General features: G+C 71.9%; 15 protein-coding genes and 1 pseudogene. 6 read left to right on the top strand and 10 right to left on the bottom strand.

Annotated elements, in window-relative coordinates; translation table 11 throughout:
* Positions 1 to 237 precede the first annotated feature (237 nt).
* From F6W97_RS00975 to F6W97_RS00965, 3 genes are all read right to left on the bottom strand, one after another.
* Entirely contained in the window at positions 238 to 6,069 is a 5,832-nt protein-coding gene (locus F6W97_RS00975; RefSeq protein WP_155368183.1) for an NACHT domain-containing protein, read from the bottom strand.
* Between the two features lie 3 nt (positions 6,070 to 6,072).
* Entirely contained in the window at positions 6,073 to 6,417 is a 345-nt protein-coding gene (locus tag F6W97_RS00970) for a CU044_2847 family protein (RefSeq protein ID WP_155368181.1), read from the bottom strand.
* 94 nt (positions 6,418 to 6,511) lie between these two features.
* Positions 6,512 to 7,969 carry a TIR domain-containing protein gene (locus tag F6W97_RS00965; RefSeq protein WP_196278919.1) on the bottom strand — a complete coding sequence of 486 codons (1,458 nt, stop codon included), beginning with the start codon at positions 7,967 to 7,969 and terminating at the stop codon, positions 6,512 to 6,514.
* A gap of 220 nt (positions 7,970 to 8,189) precedes the next feature.
* On the opposite strand from F6W97_RS00965, the gene F6W97_RS00960 reads away from it, so the two are divergent.
* The 3 genes from F6W97_RS00960 to F6W97_RS00950 are packed head-to-tail and all read left to right on the top strand — an operon-like array spanning position 8,190 to position 15,249.
* Positions 8,190 to 13,784 (top strand): WD40 domain-containing protein, encoded by a 5,595-nt coding sequence (locus F6W97_RS00960; protein ID WP_155368178.1) that lies wholly within the window; start codon positions 8,190 to 8,192, stop codon positions 13,782 to 13,784.
* A 59-nt stretch (positions 13,785 to 13,843) separates the two neighbouring features.
* The gene (locus F6W97_RS00955) at positions 13,844 to 14,500 is read left to right on the top strand and encodes a hypothetical protein (RefSeq protein WP_155368176.1); all 657 of its coding nucleotides are present in this window, start codon (positions 13,844 to 13,846) and stop codon (positions 14,498 to 14,500) included.
* Positions 14,497 to 15,249 (top strand): class I SAM-dependent methyltransferase, encoded by a 753-nt coding sequence (locus F6W97_RS00950; protein WP_155368174.1) that lies wholly within the window; start codon positions 14,497 to 14,499, stop codon positions 15,247 to 15,249. Before F6W97_RS00955 ends, F6W97_RS00950 begins: the two co-directional genes overlap by 4 nt.
* 72 nt (positions 15,250 to 15,321) lie before the next feature.
* Here the strand turns inward: F6W97_RS00950 and aroH are convergent, their stop codons facing one another.
* From aroH to F6W97_RS00930, 4 genes are all read right to left on the bottom strand, one after another.
* Positions 15,322 to 15,711, bottom strand: coding sequence for a chorismate mutase (gene aroH / locus F6W97_RS00945; protein WP_155368172.1), 390 nt, complete (start codon positions 15,709 to 15,711; stop codon positions 15,322 to 15,324).
* A 38-nt stretch (positions 15,712 to 15,749) separates the two neighbouring features.
* A complete protein-coding gene (locus F6W97_RS00940) occupies positions 15,750 to 16,529 on the bottom strand; it encodes a thioesterase II family protein (protein WP_196278918.1) in 780 nt (259 codons plus the stop codon).
* A 251-nt stretch (positions 16,530 to 16,780) separates the two neighbouring features.
* Positions 16,781 to 18,385, bottom strand: a complete 1,605-nt coding sequence (locus F6W97_RS00935; protein ID WP_155368168.1) for an alpha,alpha-trehalose-phosphate synthase (UDP-forming) — start codon at positions 18,383 to 18,385, stop codon at positions 16,781 to 16,783.
* 182 nt (positions 18,386 to 18,567) lie between these two features.
* A complete protein-coding gene (locus F6W97_RS00930; protein ID WP_230686298.1) occupies positions 18,568 to 19,029 on the bottom strand; it encodes a DUF427 domain-containing protein in 462 nt (153 codons plus the stop codon).
* Positions 19,030 to 19,195: 166 nt separating this feature from the next.
* On the opposite strand from F6W97_RS00930, the gene F6W97_RS00925 reads away from it, so the two are divergent.
* Both F6W97_RS00925 and F6W97_RS00920 read left to right on the top strand, forming a co-directional pair.
* Positions 19,196 to 19,414 (top strand): hypothetical protein, encoded by a 219-nt coding sequence (locus tag F6W97_RS00925; protein WP_155368164.1) that lies wholly within the window; start codon positions 19,196 to 19,198, stop codon positions 19,412 to 19,414.
* A 412-nt stretch (positions 19,415 to 19,826) separates the two neighbouring features.
* Entirely contained in the window at positions 19,827 to 20,585 is a 759-nt protein-coding gene (locus F6W97_RS00920; RefSeq protein ID WP_155368162.1) for an alpha/beta fold hydrolase, read from the top strand.
* Positions 20,586 to 20,596: 11 nt separating this feature from the next.
* Here F6W97_RS00920 and F6W97_RS00915 read toward each other — a convergent pair whose 3' ends face one another.
* Positions 20,597 to 21,868: a sensor histidine kinase gene (locus F6W97_RS00915; RefSeq protein WP_196278917.1), complete on the bottom strand. Its 1,272-nt coding sequence runs from the start codon at positions 21,866 to 21,868 to the stop codon at positions 20,597 to 20,599.
* Positions 21,869 to 21,933: 65 nt separating this feature from the next.
* Entirely contained in the window at positions 21,934 to 22,095 is a 162-nt protein-coding gene (locus F6W97_RS39945) for a hypothetical protein (protein ID WP_196278973.1), read from the bottom strand.
* 87 nt (positions 22,096 to 22,182) lie between these two features.
* Here F6W97_RS39945 and F6W97_RS00910 point away from each other — a divergent pair.
* Positions 22,183 to 22,500 (top strand): annotated as a pseudogene (locus tag F6W97_RS00910) (Lrp/AsnC family transcriptional regulator); the annotation flags it as partial.
* Between the two features lie 141 nt (positions 22,501 to 22,641).
* On the opposite strand, the gene F6W97_RS00905 reads toward F6W97_RS00910, so the two are convergent.
* Entirely contained in the window at positions 22,642 to 24,102 is a 1,461-nt protein-coding gene (locus tag F6W97_RS00905) for a glycoside hydrolase family 76 protein (RefSeq protein WP_155368158.1), read from the bottom strand.
* Positions 24,103 to 24,398 lie beyond the last annotated feature (296 nt).

Here is a 24,398-nt window from a genome sequence, read left to right as displayed (position 1 = left end):
GGTGAGACGGTTGCGGTCGCAGCCGTCACACCACAAAGGACCCGGGCGGGGTATGGCGCAATGCACACCCTCCGGCACCGGTCATCCGCCGTCCAGCGGCGGAGGCGCTTTCTGTCCGTACACACTGCCGAGCCGGTCTGAGAACCCGAGTCGGCACGACAGGACAGCCGAAAGGGATACACGAAAAGACGGCCGCAATGGTTATTCGGTGGACCCGCACAGGACGATTAGGGGCGGCTACTCGCTCGTCGGCCGCGGTCCTGATCGCGACCTTCTGCCGCCGGACGTGCGCCGGACGACGTCGATGATCACCTCGTCGGCCTCGAGCCGGCGGAGCGAGGGCACGTAGTCGTCGAGTTCGCCCGGCTCGAACCGGCACAGCCGCAGGCTCCACCACAGCGTGTCCCGGGGGTCGCCGTCGAGCTTGTAGGAGCCGTTCGGCAGCAGCACGGCGTAGTCGTCGTCGCGCAGTCCGAGCAGTGCCGCCCGCTCGGCGCCCGTGGCGACGTCCCAGATCCGGGCGGTGCGGTCGGCGGACACCGTGGCCAGCAGGCTGCCGTCCGGGGAGAACGCGACGCCGGTCACGAAGCCGGTGTGGCCGGCGAGTTCGGCCAGCACCTCGCCGGTTCGGACGTCCCAGATCCGGGCCGTCTTGTCGTGGGAGGCGGTGGCGACGCGGCGGCCGTCACCGCAGAAGGACACCGCCGTGACCGGTCCGGTGTGGCCCTTGAGGAGGTGGACCACCGTTCCGGTGACGGCGTCCCAGATCCGGGCGGTGTCGTCATAGGAGGCGGTGGCCAGCTTCGTTCCGTCGGAGGAGAAGGCGACCGCGGTGATGAAGCCGGTGTGACCGGGCATGGTGGCGGTCGGCTGACCCGTCGCGACGTCCCACACCCGCACCGACCGGTCGTCGGCCGCCGTCGCCACCCGCGTGGAGTCGGCCGCGAAGGCGATCGCGGTCACCGCGCCGTGGTGGTCCAGGGAGAGCGGCGCCGCCGCGCCGCCCAGGAACCAGACGCGTGCCGTGTGGTCGTCGGAGGCGGTGGCCAGCATGGTGCCGTCGGTGGAGAAGGCCGCGGCCGTGACGGTGCCGGAATGGCCACGCAGCTCCTGCCGCGCGGTGTTGCCGCTGCCCCCGTTGACGTCCCACACCTGCACGCGGTGATCGGGCATGCCGACTGCCAGCCGGTCGCCGGCCGGTGCGAACGCCGCCGAAGCCGCCCGCGCCGCGTGCCCGGCGAACGTGCTGCGCAGGCGGCCGGTGGCCACGTCCCAGGTGCGGGCCGGCCCGTCACGCGACACGGTCAGCAGCGTCCGGCCGTCGGCGGTGAACGCCACCCCGGACAGTGAGTCGGCCGTCGCCGAGACCGTCGAGCGGACCTGGCCCGTCGGCAGGTCCCAGACCCGCACCGTCTGGTCGGCCGATGCGCTGACCAGCAGCGCGCCGTCGCGGGTGAGGGCGAGCGATTTCACCGCGCCCGTGTGCGCCACCAGCGTGGACTGGCGCTGGCCCGAGGCCGCGTCCCAGACCTGCACCGTCGCGTCGTAGGAGGCGGTCGCGACCGTGCGACCGGTGGGATGGAACGCCACCGCGCTCACCGCGTCGGTGTGGCCGACCAGGGTCAGTCGCGACGTGCCGGAACTGACGTCCCAGAGCCGCGCGGTGCGGTCCTGCGACGCCGTCACGATGCGATTGCCCGCCGGGGCGAAGGCCACCGCGGTGACGAGCCCGGAGTGGCCCTTGAGCACGTGCACGGTCCGGCCGCTGCCGAGGTGCCAGATCCGTGCCGTGCGGTCGTGGGACGCGGTCGCCAGCAGCCGGCCGTCCGGGGAGAAGGCGACGCCGCTGATCGGCCGGCCGTGCCCGGCGATGGTGGCCCGAACCGCACCGGTGCCGGTCTCCCAGAGGTACACGGTGCGGTCATGCGAGCCCGTGGCCAGCAGCCGGCCGTCCGGGGAGTAGGCCACGGCCGTCACGATGGCGTCGTGCCCGCGCAGCACCAGCGGCCCCTCGTCACCGAACACGTCCCACAGTCGGGCCGTACGGTCGTCGGCCACGCTGGCGAGCTTGCGGCCGTCGGGTGAGAACGCGACCGCCGAGACGAAACCGGCGTGGCCGGTGAAGTTGCGCAGCGTACGGCCGGACGCGCGGTCGACGAACTCCACGGTGTTCATCCGCGCGACGGCGAGGAACCGGCCGTCGGGTGAGACGGCCACGGCCGCGGCGGCACCGCCGGAGGCGATCTGCACCTCGGCCGGATCCCGGCCGGGCAGCGCCACGTCGCGCAGGTGCGGATGCGCGGCCACGTCCAGGCCCACGTCGCCGAGGATCGCGGCCATCTCCCAACGGCTGTCGGCCAGCCGGGCGGCATGCAGGCTGCCGCCGATGAAGCGCACCCCGGTGAGGTCTGCGCCGTCCAGGTTGGCCCCGGCGAGATCGACCCGCAGCAGTCTCATCCCGCGCAGATTCGCCTCCCGCAGATCAGCCTGGCTCAGGTCGCGGCCGGTGAGGTCCTGCCCGCGCAGGTCCACGCCCACCAGATGCTGCTCGGTCGGCGGGTTGCCGAGCAGTGCGGCGGTGCGGTTGTGCACCTTGAGCGCGTTCTGCTTGGCGACCTCGGAGGCCTGCGGGTCGCCGAGGCTCCGGCGGGCCCAGTCCGAGGCCACCTGCGGGCCGGCGAGGTCCACGAAGAAGTCGATCATCAGGTCCGAGGCCTGGTTGTCCAGCAGACCGGACGGCGCCTGGTAGCGGCGCAGCGCCCCCGCGGCCATGTCCGCGACCAACCACTCCATCACCGACTGGTGCACGAAGCTGAACTGGCCGTCGTCGGTGCGCACGAGCAGGCTGCCCGTCCCGATCGCGTGGGCCACGTGGGAGGTCCGGATCCGCAGGTCGGTGAGCGCGGTCAGCATCGTGGCCACCTCCGCGAGCTCGTCGGCGCCCACCCCGGTCCGGCCCGACGACCACAGCCGGCTGGCGAGCAGGTCGCAGGCGTCACGGCGGGACTTGTCGAAGCGCCGCAGGACCGCGTCCTGCTCGCGCTCGTGCTCGACGCCGAGCCAGAAGTCGATCAGCTCGCGGTAGAGTTCGGCGGCGCTCAGCCGGCCCTCGCGACGCTGCACCTCCCTGAGCCGGCGCTCGTCCAGCTCGACGATGAAAGCCAGCATCCGCGGGTTCTGCGCCAATTGCAGCAGGTCTTTGACCTCGTCGAGGAGCTGGAAGCGGGTGCGGGCGGCGGCGGTGTCCCCGCCGTAGAGGTGCTCCAGGTACGCCATGATCTGCTGCTGGCTGAAGGGCTCCAGCGAGACGATGCGGCTGCCGGGCAGGTTCGCGACCCGGGCGCCGAAGGCGGTGCGGACCTGCTCGGTCGACTGGAAATGCTGGGTCCGGCTGGTGAGGACGAGCTTGGCGTCCTCGGTCACCGAATCCAGCAGGCGCTGCAGGTACTCCGCGGCGTTGTCGTAGCCCACCCGCTGTTCCAGCTCGTCGAATCCGTCGAACAGCAGCGCCAGGCGGCCGCTGGCCACCATGTAGTGGATCCGGGTGGCGGTGATGTCCTCGACGTTGTTCTCGATGAGGAACTGGGCCAGCAGCTCGTCGATGGTGTTGCGCCGGTTGAGGTGCCGCAGTTCCACCAGGATCGGCAGCAGGTCCGGCAGCTCGTCGGGCAGGGCACGGGCGAGCTGGCGCAGCAGCGCGGTCTTGCCGCGTCCGAAGTCGCCGAGGACGATGATCAACCGGGCGTTCTTGGCGCCGAGCCAGGTGGTGATCGCGCCGGCGAGGTCGTCGCGGACGCCCTGGTCGCGGGAGGTCAGCAGCCGGTACCGCTGCGGGATGTAGAAGGCGGGCGAGTCCACCTGGTCGTTGGCCAGCCGCGCGGTCTGCCGCTCGACCAGTTCTCGCAGGTCGATGAGCCCCTGGAACTCGATGAAACTGCGCAGCCACACCCCCCGGCGGCGGGCGGCCGCCGTCAGGGACCGCGAGACGGGCGGCCCGGTGTGGACCAGCTCGGACAGGATCATCGGCCGGTTGAACTCGAACTGCGAGTGGACGTCGGCGATGAAGGCGTCGACGGCGGCCTGGTCGGCGGTGCCGTTGACGATGCCGACCGGCCAGACCTGGACCCCGCCGCCGTCGGGGACGGGATTGGTGACCCGCAGGTAGCCCGCGTCCGGCCGGTCCTCGATCTGGGCGTGCGGGAACCGCGCCCGCAGCGCGCGGATGACCTGGGCGAACAGGCTGCTGTCGGTGGGTGTGCGCGGCGCGGGCACGAGCGGGTCGGCACCGTCTGCCGCGGTGTGCGCGTCGGCCTCGACGGAGCCGGTGTCGGGCTCGGCGGCGCTGAACGTGACCTGGCACCCCACCAGCTCGTGCGGCTCGCTCGCCCAGGTGTCGAAGCCGGTGGAGCTGACGCGGGGGTCACCCATCCAGCGCCGGCGGCCGGTGACGTACTGGCGCGCGTACCGGGTCAGCTCACCGGGTCGCAGGGTGATGAGCTGATACTGGTTGGGCACCTCGGCGAGGCGGTCGGCGACGTCGACCGCGGCGCTCCCGGTCGACAGGGTCAGCAGCCCGGAGGCGAGCCGGAGCGGCCGTCCGCTGTGGCCGTGCCCGTGCAGCAGGACGTTGAGCAGGTGGGCGTGGCCGAGGATCCGGTCGAGCGCGGCCGCGTCGCGCAGGTTCTCCGTGTCGTCCGCGGCCGCCCGGGGCACGTTGTGGTGGACGGCGCCCAGGCGCAGCCAGCCCTGGTTGCGGTACCCCCGCAGGCGCTGGGCGAACCAGCGCAACTGCCGTTCGGTGACCAGTCCGTGGTGGTCGGAGTCGAGGTGGCTTTCCGCCATCGTCGAGTTCATCCCCGCGACGACCAGCCGCAGCTCCGGCATTTCGAACAGGGTCCACTGCTCTTCGGGTGGGAACGCGAAGTCGGCTTCGCCGGCGTAGAACTCCTCGAACGCCTCTTTGAAGAAGCGCCACTTCGGGGTGTACGGCCGGTGCGGTTCCCGCTCGGCGCTGGCCTGCTCGGCGAAGTAGGCCTGGCAGGCCAGCCGGCTGATGTCGTGGTTGCCGGGCACGATCGCCACGTGCCGGCGCGGCACGCCGGCCTTCTCGGCCGCGGCCCCGATGAACTCCATCGCTCTGGCCAGCTCACTGGGGCGGCCCTGCTCGGCGAGGTCCCCGGTGACGACGATCAGGTCCGGCGCGATGCCGCGCTCGTCACGCAGCTGGTCGAGGTCGTCGTGCAGTTGCCCGAACAGGCTGTCCTCGTGGTCGCGGCGGTTGGCGCCGCCGTTGCCGCCGAACAGGCTGTCCTCGCCGAACCTGGCGTCCGACAGGTGCAGCACGGTGATCTGGTCGTTGTTGCGGTGCGCCTCGCCGCCGGAGCGCGGATGCGGCACGCGACCGCCGGAGGTGTCGAACAGCTGCGGCCAGGCGTGCCTGATCCGGTCGATGTTGATCGCGTAGCTGTCCCGGTTGTCGTCCTGCCCGGGCGCGGCCGCGACCAGCAGGCCGTCCACCGCCCCGGTGGCCTCGTCGCACAGCGGCGTGCCCGAGTATCCGGGCTGCACCCGCAGCGCGGAGTCGAGCGGGGAGTCCAGCTGGATGCGCTGGCCGCCGACGAGGCCGCGGACGGTGGTGGTGACCCAGCCGCCGTCCGGCCGCGGGGGCACGCCCGGGTAGCCGAAGAGGCGGACCTGGTCGCCCGGGGCGGGATGGGCCGCCGCCAGCCGGCCGGGCAGCGCGCCGACCGCGGCCGGGTCCTCCTGCAGGATCAGTCCGGCCAGGTCCTCTCCGTCGGTGCCGCGCTCGGCGGGCGGATGCCACACGTCGAGCACCGCCTCGAAGTGGCGCACCGCCTGCCGTCCGGTGGGGCGCAGCAAGGGGAACTCGACGGTGATCGGACCCTCTGGCCGGTCCTGCGCGTTCGCGGGCCGGCCCAGCGCCGCATTGACCACGTGCGCGCAGGTGACGATCTGGCGCGGCCCGAGCAGGACACCGCAGCCGACCGCGCGTCCGGCGCGGTTGAGGACGGCGACGACGAAGGTTTCCGGCCGCATGGTGACGGCCAAGGGTCACGCCTGGTCTGCGGTGGCCGCCGGGCGGGTGCCCGGCCACGTCACGTGGACGGTGAAGTGGACCTCGCTCTTGCCCGAGGCCACCACCAGGTCGGATTCGACTCCGAGCAGGATGCCGAACTCGACGGAGACTTCGGCCGCCCCGGGTGCGACCAGATTGGCGTGCAGCGCGGCCAGCGCGGGTTTCAGTCTGGCCAGGCTCTTCTCGAGGGACTCGGCCACCCGGACGATCGAGGACGGTCCGGTCGCGGCGAGTTCGGGCTCGCGCGCGATCATCGCCTTGGCGGGCTGGACGAGCATCCGCCCGCCGCTGTCGACAGGGATCTCGATCAGGTATGTCACAAGCTGCTCCACCCGTCGGACATGCGTCGTCGCTGGTAGCTGAAGTGACAGCGTTTCGCGAGTCTATAAGAGACCGTGATCGGCTGTCGAGATGTCATTGCCCGAACGGGGCGCCCAGCATTGTCGAATCCTCGATCTCGACCCCGCCCTCGTCGGGCGAGATCCGCACCGAGACCAATTGCGCCCGGCCGGGCGAGGCCGCCGCGGCCGCTTTCCAGACGGTCGGCCGCGGACGGGTGAGCTGTTCGTCGCCGAACCGGTCCTCCGACCCGTGCAACACGACGGAGAAGGAGTCAGCCAGCATGCGCCGCACCCGGGCCTCGTCGCGCAGCTGCTGCGGCGGCTGGCTGATCAGCCCGATCCGCAGCCAGTTGTCGGCCCCGAATTCGCTCATCTCCTCGGCGAACCATCGCGTCTGGTGAACGCCGAGCCAGCCGTAATGATCAGAAGCCCGATGGCTCTCGGCGATCGTCGAATTGAGTCCGGCCACGACGATCCGCAGATCGGGAATCGAGAACAGGCTCCAGGGCTGACCGGCGACGAAATCGGCGCCTTCGACGCTGGAGTAGACGTCGGAGAAGAACCGCCGATAATGGCGCCACTTGGGCCAGTACGGCGGTTCCGGCTCGACCTGGTCGGCCTCGCAGTTGTCGAAGTACGCCTGCGACGCCGCCCAGGTGACATCACGCGGGCCCGGCACCACGGCGATCCGGTGCGCGGGCAGGCCGAGTCCGGCGCGCAGCCCGGTGACGAAGGCGCGTGCCTCGTCGAACTCGCGGATGCTGCCGGTGTTGGTGAGGCTGCCCGAGATCGCGACGATGTCGGGTCTCGGCTGCCCGGCACCGTCGGCGAGAGCCCGGACCAGGTCGTCCGCGTCGCGGGCGCCGGCCCCGGTGCCGACGTGGGCCTTCTCGTAGCCGGGACCGGCCACGTGCAGCACGGTGCAGCGCCGTGACTCAAGGTCCGCCGGCGGGAACGGCACCTGGTCGGCGGCGAGCCCCCGCGGGTGTCGCCGGCGCGTGTCCGCGGGACCTTCGACGCGGGCCGTGCCGGCTGCCCCGGCCGCGGGCCGGTGCGGAGGGAAGGCCGGCTCGACCTCGGGTTTGGCGCGGCCGTGCACGGCGTGCCCGATCCGGTCGAGCAGCAGCCGGCGGGCCTGCGCGCGGTCGGTCGCCGAGGCCAGGTCCACGAAGGTGATCGTGGCCAGCAGCCCGACCAGGCGGCACTCCTCGATCCGGACGGTGATGAGCCGCTGTTCCGGGGCGTCGGGCGAGGAGCGCAGCGCCGCCTGCCATTCCATCCGCCCGTACCGGGAGCGCAGGTAGTTCTCCGACAGCACCGCGATCACGGCGCCGGACTGGCTGACGCCGCGGTCCATGAACTCGATGAAGTTGGAGCCGGCGACGAAGTCCCACGCCTGCAGCATGACCCGGTAGCCGGCGACCTCCAGTTCCCAGGCGATCCAGACCGCCCATGCCTCGTCCATCGGCGAGTAGCTGATGAAGAAGTCGAGCAACGGGTTTGATCGATAGCGGTCGACGGATCGGTCCATCTCGCCAGTGTGCCCGACGACCCACCATATCCGTAACATTCTCAACACTTCGCGTCACCACGGCGGATGTCCGGGAAGATCGCTCCGCCCTGGATCGAGCAGCGCTCCGGTCACGACCGCGATTGCTCCGTTCACGATCCACTGCTCCCCCGCCTTGGAGACACACTCGAATGGATGATCGGAGCAACTTTCCCTCAGCTATGGCGTTGTGCTCCGATGGATGCTCTCCTATAGGTTCGGCTCCGGCATCGGCCACGAGGAGGCCCCGGTGGACAGTCACGTCGATGCCCGCACCGTCGGCAGCCGCATCCGCCAGCTACGCCATGAGCGCGGCTGGTCGGCGCAGAAGCTGGCCGACGAGTGCGCCCGCCTGGGCATGAGTTCGCTCACCCGGGGCACCATCGCCAAGATCGAATCCGGCAGCCGGGCGAAGGTGCCCCTCGACGAGGTGGTGATCCTCGCCCGCGCCCTCGGCATCACCCCCGACGAGCTGCTCGCCGAGCACGGCCTGACCATCCTGCACCTGTCCGACCTGATGCTCGGCCCCGGCAAGGTCTTCGGCGCCGAACACAGCAGCCCCTGGCGGCAGGTCCTGGACGACCTCTGCGGCTGCGTCGACACCCAGCTCAACAACGGCGACTTCGGGCCGAAGATCGACCTGGTCCTGGTCAGCGGGGGCCTGACCATCGGCGGCATGCCGGCCGAGTTCGACGTGGCACGTGAGTTCCTGGAGGGCCTCACCCGCCACCTCGGCATCGGCTTCGACCGGGTGGCCGTGGTGCCGGGCAACCACGAGGTCAACCTCGCGGCGTGCCGTGCCTACTTCGCCGACTGCGACGCCGACGAGATGGAGCCGGTCGAGCCGTACTGGCCGAAGTGGCGGCACTTCACGAAACTCTTCCAGTCCTGGCCGGAGCAGGGCGCCAAGGTCCGCATCGAGGCTGAGCAGCCGTGGAGCCTGTTCGAGATCGCCCCGCTCAAGGTCGTCGTGGCGGGCCTCAACTCCACCATCAAGGACAGCCACCGGCAGACCGAGCGCTTCGGCTGGGTCGGCGAGCAGCAGGCCGAGTGGTTCGCCGACCAGATGGAGCGGTATCGCCACCGCGGTTGGCTGCGCGTGGGCATGGTGCACCACCACCCGCTGGGCCGGGCGGGCAGCCCCGAGGAGGACCTGCGCGACGCGGCGAATCTCGACGAGCGCCTGGGCCGGGGCCTCAACCTGCTGGTCCACGGGCACGGCGACGACGCCGCGGAGTCCCGCTCCGGGCTGCCCGTGCTCGGCGCCGGCAGCCCGGCGGCGCCCGCGGCCGGCAGGCCGCCCGCCCACCGCAACACCGCACAGCTGCTGCGGGTGCACGAGGACGGGTTCCGGCGGGTCGCCTGCCTGTACGACACGGCCCGCGAGCGCTGGATGGCCGGCCCTGCGGCCTGGCAGCAACGCGCCTGGGCCGACACCCATGCCACATTCCCGCGCTCGGCCGGCCACCCGCCGGCGATCGCCCCGGCCGCACCGAGCTCGACCTGGCACAACGGGAACGCGCCGAGCGTGCCCGAGGACCGCGGCAGCGCGCCGCCGCACGGCCTGGACGCGCGTCGCACGCTGCTGGACTCGATCGTCGACGTCTGCGTCGCCCGGCATGCCGGGGCCGTCGTGCAGCGTATCGACGGGCAGCCGCCGTACCTGCGGGTCACCTATTCCGACGGCGACGTCACCCGCCAGTTCCGGATCGGCGCCTGCGCGGGGCGGTTCGACCAGCCCGACGTCGACGCGTTCCTGGCCCGGGTGCACGCCGCCGACCCCGAGATCGATTCGGAACTGGTCTACCAGAGCGGCGTCTTCGAGCCGCCGGCGACGCTGCGCGACTACGCCATGCGGCGCGGCGTCCGGCTGCGCAGTTTCACCCAGTTCCAGGGGCTGCTCAACCTCGGCAGTTATGTCGCGGCGCAGACCGAGCAGCTGCGCACCGACCGCATCTACCCGCCCGCCGGTTACGTGCCGCAGCGCTACACCGACCTCGGCGCGGTGAACCGCCCGGTCCGCGAGGACCTGGTCAAGGAGATGCTGCGCACGCTCGACACCGACGACGGCCGCTTCCTGCTGCTGCTTGGCGACTTCGGCCGGGGCAAGACGTTCGCGCTGCGCGAGCTCGCCCGCCGGATCCCCGAGGTGCTGCCGCGGCTGACGCCGATCTTCATCGAGCTGCGCACGCTCGACAAGGCGCACACCATCGAGGGACTGGTCGCGGCGCACCTGGCCAACCACCGCCACGACGAGATCGACCTCAAGGCCTTCCGCTACATGCTCAGCCACGGGCGGATCGTGCTGATCTTCGACGGGTTCGACGAGCTCGTCGCCCGCGCGACCTACGCGCGGGCCGCGGAGCACCTGCAGCGGCTGCTGGCCGCCGCGGAGGGCCAGGCCAAGATCGTGGTGGCCAGCCGCACCCAGCACTTCCAGACGCACGCGCAGGTGCTCAGCGCGATCGGCGACGCCCGCGGCCTGCCGCAGCGGCGCATCCTCAGCGTGGAGGACCTGTCCCCCGAGCAGATCCGCAGCCTGCTCGTACAGCGCTACGGCGGTGACGCGCAGGCCGCCCAGCGCCGCCTGGACCTGCTCGGCCAGATCGGCGACCTGGTCAACCTCGCCCGCAACCCCCGCATGCTCGGTTTCATCGCCGACCTCGACGAGGACCAGCTGCGCGCGGTCGTCGCGGCGCGCGGCACGGTCAGCGCCGCCGCTCTCTACGGGCACATCCTCAACTCCTGGCTGCGCCACGAGGAGGCCCGCACCCAGGACATCGCCGGGGTCCCGGTGGGTCTCGGCCTCGACGACCTCTGGGTCGCCGTGACCCGCCTCGCGATCCGGATGTGGGAGAGCGACGAGGCGCTGATCGGGCTCGACGAGCTGGGCGACGTGGCCCGGACCCTCACCGGGCTCGCTGCCGGGCACCTGTCCGCGGAGCAGATCGCGCACGCGGTCGGCGCGGGCTCGCTGCTGTGGCGCACCGACGAGGGCCTGTTCGGCTTCATCCACGGCTCGGTGATGGAGTGGCTGATCGCGCGGCACATCGCCGACCTGCTGCACCACGATCCGGACCACGCGCTGCCCAAGCTGCTGGAGTGGAAACCGCTGTCGCTGCTCACCATCGACTTCGTGGCCGGCCTGGCCGATCCGCGGCTGTGCCAGGAATGGATCCAGCGGGTGCGCCGCGACGCCGGCGCGACCGACGCCGCCCGCTCCAACGCCAGCCGCATCAGCGCGCGGCTGAGCTCGTACCCGCAGTCCGACATGCGCGGCGCGGTGCTCAGCGGCCAGGATCTGACGCTGCGATCCTGGCACGGCATCGACCTGACCGAGGCCGACCTCGCGGGCGCGCAGCTGTCCGAGGCCGATCTGAGCGGGGCCACCCTGTGCCGGGCCAACCTGGCCGGCGCCGTGCTCGACCGCGCGGACCTGACCGGCGCGGACCTGACCGGCGCCGACCTGACCGGGGCGAGCCTGGTCGAGACCACGCTGACCGGCGCGCGCCTGGACGGCGCCCGGCTGGCGCGGGCCAGGTTCATCCGCGCCCAGCTGGCCTCGGCCTCGGCGCAGGACACCCGGTGGCGGCGCGCCGCGCTGGTCAACGTGCTCGCCGAGCAGCCTCTGCTGGACGCGGCGCAGCAGGCGGGGGCCGCGGTCATCCCCGGCCAGCGGGTGGAGAACGCGACCATGCCGGCCACGGTCGGCGTGCTGTTCGGGTTCCAGGAGGGCCGGCTGCCGCGACCGGTGGCCTTCGACGCCGACGGCGGCCTGCTGGCCATCGGCAACGAGGACGGCACGGTGCTGGTCTGCGACGCCGAGTCGTCCCAGCCGCTGCGGTCGCTCGTCGGCCACGAGCAGCGCACCTACGCCGTCATGTACAGCCCCACGGAGCCGGTGCTGGCGACCGGTTCGCTGGACCGCACCGTACGGTTGTGGAACGCCGACACCGGCGAGTGCACGCACGTGCTGACCGGATCCTCCGGCTGGGTGTGGCCGATGCTGTTCAGCACGGACGGTTCGCTGCTCGCCGCCGGCGACGACGAGGGCACGATGCGGATCTGGAGCGTGGCGGACGGCAGCCTGCGGGCCACGCTGCGCGACCACCGGGCGCCTATCTGGACGGCGACCTTCCACGCCTCGAACCGGCTGCTGGCCGTCGGCGACGAAGGCGGCGGCGGCCGGATCTGGGACCTGGAGACCGGCACGGTCCGCCATGAGCTCAACACCAACAACAGCATCCTGTACTGGCTGCGGTTCGACCGGGACAGCATGCTGCTGGCCGGCGGTGGCGACGACGGCGTGCTGCGGGTGTGGAATCCGGACAGCGGCGAGCTGACCCACGAACTGGTGGGGCACACCGGATCCATCTACGCGTTCGACTTCGACTCCACCGGTGGCGGGATCGTCAGCGCGGACACCAAGGGCACCGTGCTGAGCTGGGATCTGAGCGCCTCGTCGACGCCGCGCCCGCTCGACCGGCACGAGGGTTCGGTGTACCGCATCACGTTCAGCCCCGCCGGCAAGTACTTCGCCTCCGGCGACAGCGAGGGCGCGGTGCGGCTGTGGGAGGCCGAGCCGCGCTCCATCCACTATGAACTGACCCGCCACCATGCCTCGGTGTGGCCGATGATGTTCCGGCCGGACGGGGAGCGGCTCGTCACCAGCAGCAACGACTTCACCACGAAGGTATGGAACACGGTCAGCGGCAATCTCGTGTCCACGATCACCGGCCACAACCGCAGCGTGTGGAGCGTGACGTTCAGCAACGACGGCGCCATGCTCGCCACCACGAGCAACGACGGCCGGGTCCGGCTGTGGAATCCCCGTACCGGGCGGCTGCTGCGGGAGATCCGGCGCCCCCTCGACCGCCTCATCTCCGCGGTGTTCAGCGCCGAGACCTCGGTGCTGGCGACGGCGACCAACGACGGCCGGGTGCTGCTGTGGGACACCGAGACCGGCGAGGAGGGCCGGCACCTCGAGATCGCGACCGACGACGTGTGGGCCGCGGTGTTCAATCCGGACGGCACAATGATCGCCGCGGCTACCGACGAGAACACGATCCAGGTGCTCTACCGCAAGACCGGCCGCACCTTCATCACGCTGGGCGAGCACCGGGGGCGCGTACGCGCGCTGGCGTTCAGCCCGGACGGCAGGCGGCTGGCCGCCGCGGGCGACGATTCCGCGATCCGCCTGTGGGACTGGGAACGGGGCACCACGAAGGCCGTGCTGTCGCGGCACACCGGCCGGGTGTACGCCCTGGCGTTCCACCCGCACCACGCGGAACTCGCCTCGGCCAGCACCGACGAGACGGTGCTGATCTGGGATCTGGAGACCCAGACGGTCAAGAAGGTGATCGAGCCCGGGCAGGGGCGGCTGTGGTCGGTGGCCTACCACCCCGGGGGCGCGATCCTGGCCACGGCCGGCGACAGCGGGATCATCGACATCTGGGACGCCGCAGACGGATCACACCGCCAGAAGCTCGCCGTGCACCTGAACCGGGTGTGGTCGGTGGCCTTCTCCCCCGACGGCGGGCTCATGGCCAGTAGCAGCAGCGACGGCACGACCTTGCTGTGGTCGGTCGAGGACGGCGCGGTCACCCCCGTGGCCACCTTGATCGGTATGCGTGACGCCGAATGGGTGGCGTTCACCCCCGACGGTCGACACAAAGGCAAACAAGGACATTCCGGCGATTTTTGGCATATCGTTGGTATGTCCCGATTTGAGGCTGGCGAGCTGGCCGCCCACATCCCCCAGGTGACGCAGCTCGACCTGGACGCGCCGCTGTTCTGAGCGAAGTGAATCATGCGGAGCGCGCGGAATCGCCCCGCCCTATGAGGAGATGTCAGTCTATGAACCATTCGGGCCTGGAGCGGGCCATCCGAAACCGCTCCGCACACGACGTCCTGGACCTCCTTCTCGCCGGAGGCCTGCAGGACATCGCCCACGGACGCTCCGAGCTGCGCGCCGTACGGCACCCACTGGGTTTCATCTGCCTGCCGCTGAGCCGCGACCAGTCCGACGTCGGGGTCTGCGTGCACGTCTGGTCGGATGCCGACGTCGCGACCCGGACCACCTCGGCCGTCCACTGCCACAGTTGGGACCTGCTCAGCTTCCTGCTCAGCGGCTCCATCCTGAACCAGACCTACCAGGTCGACGACGACCCCGAAGGCCCGCTGCGGGTATACGAGATCCGGTCGGCAGACGGCCACGACGAGATCCTGACCTCGGCCCGCCGGGTTCGCATCACCGCCGGCCACGCCGACATCCGCAGCAGCGGCGAATACTACGAGCTGCCGGCCGGCCATTTCCACGCCTCGCTGACCCGCAGCCCGGAATCGGTGACCGTGGTGCTGGGCAGGCTGCGCGAGCACGCCAGCGACCTCAGCCTGGGCGCCCTCGACGTCGCACCGGCCGCCCGCCCCCGCATCCGGTTCGACGCCGAAGACACCGTCACGATCGTCCGCGACCTGCTGGCCCGGATGTCGACAGGCGCGCTGACGCCATGACGGCCCTGCTGACCCGGCAAGGCCCGGCACCTGCCGCGGCCGACACCAACCTGCTGAGCAGGGCTTTCGTCGAGGCGAACGTGGCGGTCTACGCCGACGGCCGACACGTCACCGCGTACGTGGGCGACCCCTACCACGCGGTTCGCCGCGACGCCGCCCGCCGCCTGCTCCACACCATGCTGGCAGCCTGCCCGCCCGGACCCGTGCTGGAGATCGGCGCCGGTGGCCACACGCTGCTGGACCGGCTGCCCGCCGCCCGGTTCCCGATCTCCGCCGACATCAGCGCCGACGCGGTCCCCGCCGGCGGCGGCGTGCAGCTCGACGTCGAACGCCCGCTGCCCTTCGGCACGGGCTCGCTCAGCGCCATCGTCCTCGGCGAGCTCATCGAGCACCTGGTCGCGCCGCCGGCGGTGCTGCGCGAACTGCACCGGGTGCTGAAACCGGGCGGGATCGTGGTGCTCACCACCCCGAACCTCGCCACGCTGCAGGACAGGCTGCGTTTCCTGCTCGGCCGATCGCCACGCCAGGTCGACTGCGAGCACCCGTACCTGCGCCTGCACATCCGGCCCTTCACCGCTTCGTCGCTGCGCCGGCTGCTGCGCAACACGGGATTCGCCCCGGCCGCGCTCCGGTCCAACTACGTCGGCTGGCAGTTGCCGACCGGCCGTTGGCTGCAGAGCAGGTCACTGGCCCGGCTGCTGCCCTCGATGGGCGGCTCGCTGGTCGTCGGGGCACGACGCGTCAGCTGATTCAGGCGGTTGCACCGACACGGAAGCCGGGCCGCGGCCCGGCTTCCGTCGTCCCCGACCGCCGACGGGCGCCTAAACCGCGTCGTCGGACTTGGCGTACACGTGGGTGAGATCCCGCCGCAGCATCGCCGCGCCGTGCAGGTACACGTGGGTGATCTCGTCGCGGGCCAGGTCGGTCTCGACATGCGCCATCAGGCGGACGACCCGGGGCATGGCGCCCGCGATGTCCAGCTCCTGTGCGCAGATCAGCGGCACGTCGGCCATCCCCATCTGGCGGGCCGCGTACGCCGGGAACTCCGAGTGGATGTCCGGGGTCGCGGTGAAGATCGCGCTCACGAAGTCCTCGTCGGCGAGGTCGTTGGCGTGCAGCACTTCCTTGACGAGCTCGGCTACCCGCTCCAGCAGGTGCTCGCGCTCGTCGACCTCAAGCTGGGTGGCGCCGCGTACGGCCCTGATCGACACGGGTTCAGTGTAGGCGGCAAAGTGCCGCGGTGATCGGATCAGCGGCAGCTCTGTACGGCGGCTGCCGTCGCCACCACCCGCGCGATCTCCCGCAGCACCGGGTCGGGCTCGTCGTGCAGGAAGAAGTGGCCGCCGCCGAACACCCGCCGGAGCAGGCCCCGGCTGGTGTGGGCCTGCCAGCCCTTTTGATCATCCGGTGCGGCCAGCGGATCCCCGGTCCCCGCCAGCGCGATGATCGGAATCGCGAGCGGAGCCGCAGGCGGCCGGTAGCCGGCGAACAGGGCCAGGTCGGCCCGCAACGCGGGGAGGACCATCGCCATCAGCTCGGTCTCCGCGGCCATCTCCGCCGTCAGCCCGCCGAGGCGCACCAGCGTCGCCACCAGCGCGCCGTCGTCGAGACCGCGCAGATCGACGGCGGACTGCCGGTTCGGCGGCCGGCAGCCGGAGACGAAGACGCAGACCGGCCCGGGGCGGGCGGACGCCGCGAGACGGCCGGCCAGGTGGTAGGCCAGCAGGCCGCCCATGCTGTGCCCGAACAGCGCATACGGGCGGCCCGTTTCGACGGCGTAGCCGTCCACCACCTCGGCGAGCTGTTCGGTCAGCACCTCGAGTTCGGCGACGGGCGCTTGGGTGATCCGGCTGCCGCGGCCGGGCAACTCCACCGGAACGAAGTCCACACCGGGGTAGGCCGTGGAGTTTGCCCAGCTCCAGTAGGAGCGGGCAGCTCCACCGGCATGTGGCAGGCAGAACACCGTCACCCCACGGCCGGCGGCCGGGAACGGCAGCCACGGCGAGGCGGCGATGCCAGGTACGGTCAACGGGTTCCCCAAGCGTCGTCGAGCGGCCACAATGCATGCTGCGCCGGGCACCGACAGGGCCGGTGCCCGGCGTTCACCTTACGTCGAACGCTCGTCCACCGACGACTTCTCGCTGGCGGGGCACCCCGGCCACCTGCCTGGGTGCCCTCGGGGCCGTCGTCGCCGAGGACGCCGCCCCAGAGGGTGTCGTCCAGGTCCGGCGGCTTCTCGACGTGTCCTGAGCTCCGGATCGGTGACGCCGCGCGGCACGCTCAGCCGATCGGCCGTGTCCCTGCCGCCAAGTGGCTCGTCCGCGACCGGGCACCCCTTGCCTCCGCCGAGGAAGAGCCGCCGACCCGGCAAGCGCACTGAACCGGGTGCGGTCGTGCCCCGTCGCCCGCCCGCGCCACGTGCCTGGCGCGGGAGGCCGAAGAGGCGCATCCGCTCGGGGCCCGGTCGAGCTGGTTCAGGAACCCGGTGGCCCACGCGTTCACGTCGTGGCGGCGCAGGTGCGCCCGCATCGGTTCCATCCTGCGGCGCTGCTCGGCGGCGTCGGCAGCCGCGGCATCGGCGAACGCGTCCTTGAGCGCGTCGACGTCGTGCGGGTTGACCAGCCAGGCCTCCCCCAGCTCGGCGGCCGCGCCGGCGAACTCGCTGAGCACCAGCGCGCCCGTCCCGTCGGCGCGGGTGGCGGCGTACTCCTTGGCGACCAGGTTCATCCCGTCGCGCAGCGGTGTCACCGCCATGACGTCGGCGGCCAGGTACAGCGCCGCGAGCTCGGCCCGGTCGAAGGACTGGTGCAGGTAGTGCACACACACCCGGCCGATTCCCGCGTGGTCGCCGTTGATCCGGCTGACCTCGCGCTCCACCCGTTCCCGCAGCGCCTGGTACTGGTCGATCTGCTGCCGGGTCGGCACCGCGACCTGCACCATCACCGTCTCGGCCGGGTCCAGCCGCCCCTGCGCCAGCAGCTCGCCGTACGCCCGCAGCCGGCACTCGATGCCCTTGGTGTAGTCGAGCCGGTCCACGGCCAGCATCACCGTCCGGGGGTCGCCCAGCTCCCGCCGGATCTCCGCCGCACGGGCACGGACCGCGGGGTCGGCCGCGAGCCGCTGCTGCTCGGCCACGTCGATGGAGATCGGGAACGTCTCGGCCACGACGTCACGGCCCTCGTACCAGATCCCGCCGTCGGTGACCTTCGCGCCGGCCAGGTCCGCCGCGAGCATCCGGAAGTTGCGGGTCCCCTGCGCGTGCTGGAAGCCGACGAGGTCGGCGCCGAGCAGACCGCGCATGATCTCCTCCCGCATCGGCATCTGGCAGAACAGCTCGACCGGCGGGAACGGGATGTGCAGGAAGAACCCGATACGCAGGTCGGGGCGCAGGTCGCGGAGCATCCCGGGAACGAGCTGCAGGTGGTAGTCGTGCACCCAGACGAGTGCACCGGGCGCGGCCACCCGTGCCGCGGCCTCGGCGAAGCGGCGGTTGACCGCGCGGTAGTGCTCCTGCCAGGACCGGTCGAACGACGGCGGCTCCACGGCGTCGTGGTAGAGCGGCCAGATCGTCGCGTTGGACTGCCCCTCGTAGTAGCCGGCGACGTCGTCGTCGGTGAGCGCGATCGGGTGCAGGTGGATGCCGTCGTGGACGAACGGCGTGGGGGCGGGTCCGGACCGGCCGTGCCAGCCGATCCAGGCCCCGGCCCGGCGCTTCATGATCGGGTGCAGGGCCGTGACCAGTCCACCGGGGCTGCGCCGCCAGCATGGTCGGCCGTCGTCGTCCGTCGCGTGGTCGACGGGGAGCCGGTTGGCCAGCACGACCAGGTCGTAGCGGCCGTCCGCGGCCCGCCGAGGGAGGATTGCGGTGTGATTTGCCAATGCCATGTCATCCTCCGCGGTGATGCCGACGACCCAGGGGCTGCGCTGGGCACGCAGGCTGGCCATACCCGCGGGTGACGGTGGCGGTAACCCATGGCGCGAAGGTTTTGGATCACAGTCGCCTTCAGTTCACGTCCGGCCACGCCGCGGGTCGGCCATCCGGGGCGCGGGCGCCCCGGTGGCAGCTCTCACCAGCCGGACGTTCCCGGGCCGCCCTTGAACGGCCCGAGCACCTCACCGGTGATCCAGCCACCGTAGAAATCCCCGGACTGCGGTGTGACGGGCTCGCCGTCGACCGAGCATCTGTCGAGCTTGGACGGATAGAACGCCAGCATGCCCGCCAGCGGCTCGTATCCGGCGGTCGGAGCCTCGTAGGACCACGCCGCTTCGCCGACGACGGCGCCGTCGACGATCAGGTCCCAGTAGGACGCGACGCCCTTGAACTCGCAGTGGCTGGTCCGCCCCGCCGGTCGCAGCGGCGGGCGCACCGCGCTTCGCGGCACGTAGTACACCGGCGGGTGCGACGTCTCCAGCACCCGGATCGCCTCCTGGGTGTCGAAGACCGTCTGGTCCGCGTGCATCGCCACGACTCTGCGCCCGCATCGTTCCCAGCGGGGCGGCCGTGGGTAGTCCCACACGTTCTCAGTCATGATCATCATGGTATGCGCTGCGCCTGGAAGCGCGGGTCCGAGCGCTCAATCGCTGCACGAATCGACGCAAATCAGGCACGCCGGTCGCAGGAGAGCCGCCCGAGGTCGACGATCGATGGTGAGGGGTCAGCCAGAGCCGGCCCAACGATCATGAACGGAAGAGGCCATGACCACAGCAGTTCGCGACGACCTTCAGTTCGCCGACTTCGGCAAGGAGATGTGGGACTTCCTGACCGGCAGGAATGCCAGTATCTCCTACCACTTCCGGGACATGGAGATCCACGTCCCGCGCAGCACCGGCGCCGACTCACCCAGAGCCACGTGGGTGCTCAACGGCACGCTTGACGTCACCACCAGCGACGGCGGCAATGGGGCGCGACGGTAGGCGCGAGGCGCCGGCGCCCCGGGTGGGCCTGTCGGGCACCTTGGACCTCACGGTGGCGGCGTACGGGCGCGAAACCGCGGGCAAGCTTGAGGCGTCCGCCGGAGGACCGGTCGTCGTCACCTTCGAGGATCCCGCCTTCGCGCTCGCCCAGCTTCCGCGGCCCGCCTCCGTACGGGCCGCGGCCGCCCGGCTCGCGTCGATCGGGCGGCTGGAGGTCCGTCGGCCGGACGGCACCTGGCTGGTCCGGCTTTACTGGCACGGCGGCCGCGGTCACTGGTGGTGGAGCCCCGCCGGGTTGAGGATGCTGCCTCGGGCAGCCTTCCTCCGGGCTCGACGGAGTCCTGGCGGTCGTGCCGACGGATCCGCAGCGCGCGCAGTCCCGTAGAGCACGCGCGGACGCTAGGTTGGGCGCGTGAGCGAAGTCTCTGCGCCCCTTACGGCGGATGTCGCGCCCCGTGTCGTCACCGTGGCCCTCGGCAACATCATCGTGCGGTACCGCGAGTACGGCCGCCCCGACGCCCCGGCGCTGGTGCTGCTGCACGGCGGTGCCAGCAGCTCGGCGACCTGGGACCGGCTGGCATCGGTGCTGGCGCCGGAGGGCTGGCGCACCATCGCGGTGGATCTGCGGGGGCACGGCGGCAGCACCCGCGCGGTCTCCTACCCGCTGGACGCGTACCGCACTGACATCGTCGGCCTGCTCGACGCGCTCGCCCTCGACCGGGTGGCCCTGGTCGGCCACTCGCTGGGCGCACACGTCGCGTCGCTGGTCGCCCACGAGCGGCCGGACCTGGTCAGTCACCTCATCCTGGAGGAGCCGCCCGTGCCGGCCCGAGACGCCACCGACGAGGACGGCCTGCTGGCACCCCGGTTCCTGCTGGAGAGCCTGGCGCTGCTCGTCTTCCGGCGGGGTTACCACCGGCGGGCTGTCGTGTCGGCGCTGCGGCAGTTGCGCCGGCCCCAGCCCGAGTGGTGGCGGCAGCTCACGACGATCCGTGCCCGGACGCTGGTGGTATGGGGCGGCCCCGCGAGCCACCTCTCGCTTGAACGGCTGGCACTGGTCGCCGCCGCGGTGCCGGGTGCGGAGCTGGTGACGATCGAGGCGGGACATCTGGTCCACAGCCGCCGACCGGAGGAGTTCTACCACGCGGTCGCCGCCTTCCTGGCGAGCTGAGCGGCACCGTCCTACGCCGACGGGTCGCCCGGCCGACGCGGCAGATCCACCCGGATGGCCGTGCCGCCACCGGGCCGGTCCTCGACGTGCATCGCACCACCGGCGAGAGCCACGCGGGTCCGCAAGCCGCGCAGGCCCGCGCCATCCGGATCCGCGCCACCGCGGCCGTCGTCGGCCACCTCGATGCGCAACGCGGTCGGCTCCGCGGTGACGCGCACCCTCATGCGCTGCGCCTCGGCGTGCTTGACGGCGTTGGTCAGCGCCTCCGCCACGGCGAAGTACGCCACCGCTTCGACCCCGGGTGCGAACCTCTCGTCGACGACGTCGATCTCGACCGGGCGTGGCAGCTTGGATGCCAGATCTTCGACGGCCGCGGCGAGGCCCCGCCGGGTCAGCAGGACCGGCGCCCGTCCTGCCGCCACGCCGCGCAGGTCGTCCAGTGCGATCCGGAGGTCCTGCACGGAGGTCTTGAGCAGGTCGCCGGTCGCGGGGTCGGCGACGGTGTGGCGGGCCATCTGCAGGTTGAGCGCCAGCGCCAGGAGCCGGCCCTGGACCCCGTCGTGCAGATCGCGTTCCAGCCGGACCCGCTCGGCCAGGGCCGCCTGCTCGGCCCGTTCCCGCTCCTGGACTATCCGCTCGGCCTGGTCGCGTACGGTGGCGCGGAAGACCGCCCGTTCGATCAGCACGCGCAGTTCGTCGACCACACCGGCGGCGCCGGCCCGGTCGGCCGCGGTGTCGGAGCCATGCAGGAAGTAGGCGATGACCTGCCCACCCGCGCCCGCGACCAGCTCGATGTGCCCGTCGTGGCGTTCCAGCGGCCCGGGCGCGGGCCGGTCGTCCACGTCGACCCAGCCCCGGTTGTCCGGCAGCGCCAGCATCAGGACCGCGTGCGGATCGTCGAACGCCGCGCGGATCGTCTCCTGGGCGACATGCCCGGCGGTGCCCGACGGTGGTTCGTACGGGGTGTCTGCCATCATCCGGCGCAGATGTTGGGTGGTCAGGGCGGCGGCGATCTGGCGGCGCGGATCGGCACGCCGCAGCAGCCAGCGCTGCCACCGTCGGCGGAGCGGGTCGACTGCCACCGCCGCGGCCAGCGTGACGACGATGACGGTCCAGACGGCCTTGCCGTCGGCCGCCACGGCGGTGCCGAGCCCGACGGCGATCGCTGCCATGGTCGTGAGCAGGCCCGTCAGCACCGTGATCGCGCGGCCGGGCACGCCGGTGTGCCGCCCGCGGGACGGCCCGACCCGGGGGACATGACTGCGTTTCGCGTTCGGCGCCACGGCCGAGTCTCCCATTGCCGCGCGGCGTGGGGCGGCTTCCGTTGATCGCAAGCGAGTGAAGTCGATCACGCACCCGGGCCCGATCCTCCGCCCACGATCCAGGCGCCCCGCAGAGCCGCCTCGGCGCGACGCGGGTCGATGACGATCTTGGCGTGGTCGTCGGGCCTGCCGAGCACGCTGAACGCTGTCGGCACGCCGGACAGCCCGACCGTGCCGGTGATCAGCATTTGACCGCATGGTGGCTGCTGAACCGCCGACGCTGGCCCGCCTGACAGCTCAGCCGGCCGGGCGGGCCGCGCTCATCGCAAGCAAGCGAACGCGCGGTGATCCGCCGCACCACCGTCGACGTCGACCCCGCGGCCGTCGGCCGGGGCGTGTCCGCGTTCGTGATGGTCAGCGCCAACGTGTGGGTGGGCGACGCGTCCACCCGCGACGCGCTGCCGGCCATCTCCGGCATCCAGGAGGCGCACATCGTCGCGGGAGCCGCGTCGCTGCTGGTGCGGATCCGCACCGCGACCACCGAGGACCTGCAGGCGACGCTGCGGGAGATCTTCGCCGTGGACGGCGTGACCGGCACCCAGACCGTCGTCGTCCTGGAGACCTGCTTCGAACGACCCGTCGACGTCGGCTGACCGCCGGCGAAGGGGTCCGCCCCGGGTCCCCTTCGCGGCGTGTACGGCGCACGCTCGCGAAGCGGGGACCCGGGGCGGACGTTCATGGCGTCAGCGGCGAGACCACCTCTGGTTCGCGGCTGCGGCGCAGGGCCTGGGCTGTCACGGTGCGGCGTTCATCAGGTCGAGTGCGCTGTGCTGGCGGGCGGCGTCGGTGGTGTCGACCGGTCCGGCCCAGCGCAGGCCGTAGGTGTCCAGCGCGGTGCGGTCGCGGGTGTAGGCCGTGTCGGCCTGCAGCCGCAGGTAGGCGTCGTAGGGGTGGTCGGCCAGCAGGGCGTTGAGCCGGCCGAGGCCGCGCACGTGCGCGCCCTTGAACGAGGTGCCGTCGGCGCCGCAGTTCCCGCTCTCGCACGGGTCCCGCAGGATGCCGCCGGAGTGCAGTTGCGAGGTGGTGGTGGCGGCGTTCGCGAGCTGGCGCGCCCGGGTCAGCAGGGCCGCGTCGCCGGTCGCGCGGTACAGCTCGGCCAGGCCGGCCAGCAGCACGCCCTGGTTGTACGACCACACCGTCGAGCCGTTGTTGCGGCAGGTCGACAGGCTGATGCCGTCGTTCACCAGGTTCGAGCTGTTGATCATTCCGGTGCCCTGGAACCAGTTCCATTCCTGCTGGGCGCGCTGCAGGTAGACCGTGTCACCCGGGATGCGGTTGTGCAGTGCCGCGCTGACCTGCAGGTAGAGGCTGTTGGCGATGGCCGCCTTGTAGGTGCGCGCCGTGCTCCACCAGATGCCGCCACCGCAGGTGCCGTCCCAGTACGCGGCCATGTGGTCGGCGGCGACCCGCGCGGTGGCCAGATAACGGCTCTCCCCCGTCAGGTCGTACGCCGAGATCCAGGCCATCGCCCACCAGCCGGTGTCGTCGAGGTACTCGTTGCGGAACTGGCCCAGCCGGCTGTTGACGTTGCGGTCGTAGGTGTTGGCGATGGCGTAGCGGTAGCTGCCCATGCCCGAGATCCGGATGTTGTCGATGACGGCGGTGAGCGCGTTGGCGCTGTTCCACCAGCCGGTCGTGTCGAACAGGCCGGTGCCGTTGTGGTAGCTCATCATCAGCCCGGTCGCGGCGGCGGTGCGCCGGTTGCCCGCGTTCCAGGTGGTGCGGGCCCAGGCGGTGCAGACCGACTCGGGCCGGTCGCCGGCCTTGCCGCAGGCCCGCAGTGCGCCGACGGCGTTGGTGCTCCACTGGTCGACGTTGTACATCGGGGTGCGGGCGGTGCGGCTGCCGCCGGGCGTGGTGGCCACGCCGAGGCGGCTGTCGGTGACGGTGCGCCCGCCGTCGAACGAGCGGTCCAGCCATACCTGGTCGCCGGGGTTGCCGTTGGCGATGACGCCCCAGGACATGGCGTCGGTGTCGTTGAAGTGCAGGCTGATCTGGCGGCCGTAGATGGTCACGGTGAGCGGGACCCGGTCGGTGGGTGCGAGCGCGGCGTCGCGCCCGTCGCAGTAGCGGTTGCAGATGACGGCCAGTGGTGCGGCGGCGGTCGGCGCGGCAGGGGCGGGCGCCGCGACACCGAGTGCGGCGAGCAGCGAGGTCGCCGACAGCGCGGCGAACCTGGGCAGGGAGCGGGACATGGCGGTCTCCGATGGTGGGTGAGCGGTTCTCTCCTCTGAGCCGGTGGATCAGGCGCGCGCCGCCGCGCCGGGTGCGTCGTGGGCGTGTTCGCTGACCAGGGAAGGCATGGCACCGGCCTGCGGGACGTACACGCAGCCCAGGGACGGGGCAGAGCATCGGTGCGCACTGTGGGACGTTGCCAACACGGCTCCTCCGGGAGAGCGGAGCAACGTGCGCGATCGTCCGGCGGCAGCCCTCACGACGCAGCGGCGTGCCTGGTCAACGATCGGACAACGTTGCCATGTCCTGGTTGGCC

Source organism: Catellatospora vulcania (assembly GCF_009720385.1).
Taxonomy (GTDB): Bacteria; Actinomycetota; Actinomycetes; order Mycobacteriales; family Micromonosporaceae; genus Catellatospora; species Catellatospora vulcania.
Note: the sequence above shows the minus strand (reverse complement) of the source record. Positions and strands in the feature narration are given on the sequence as shown.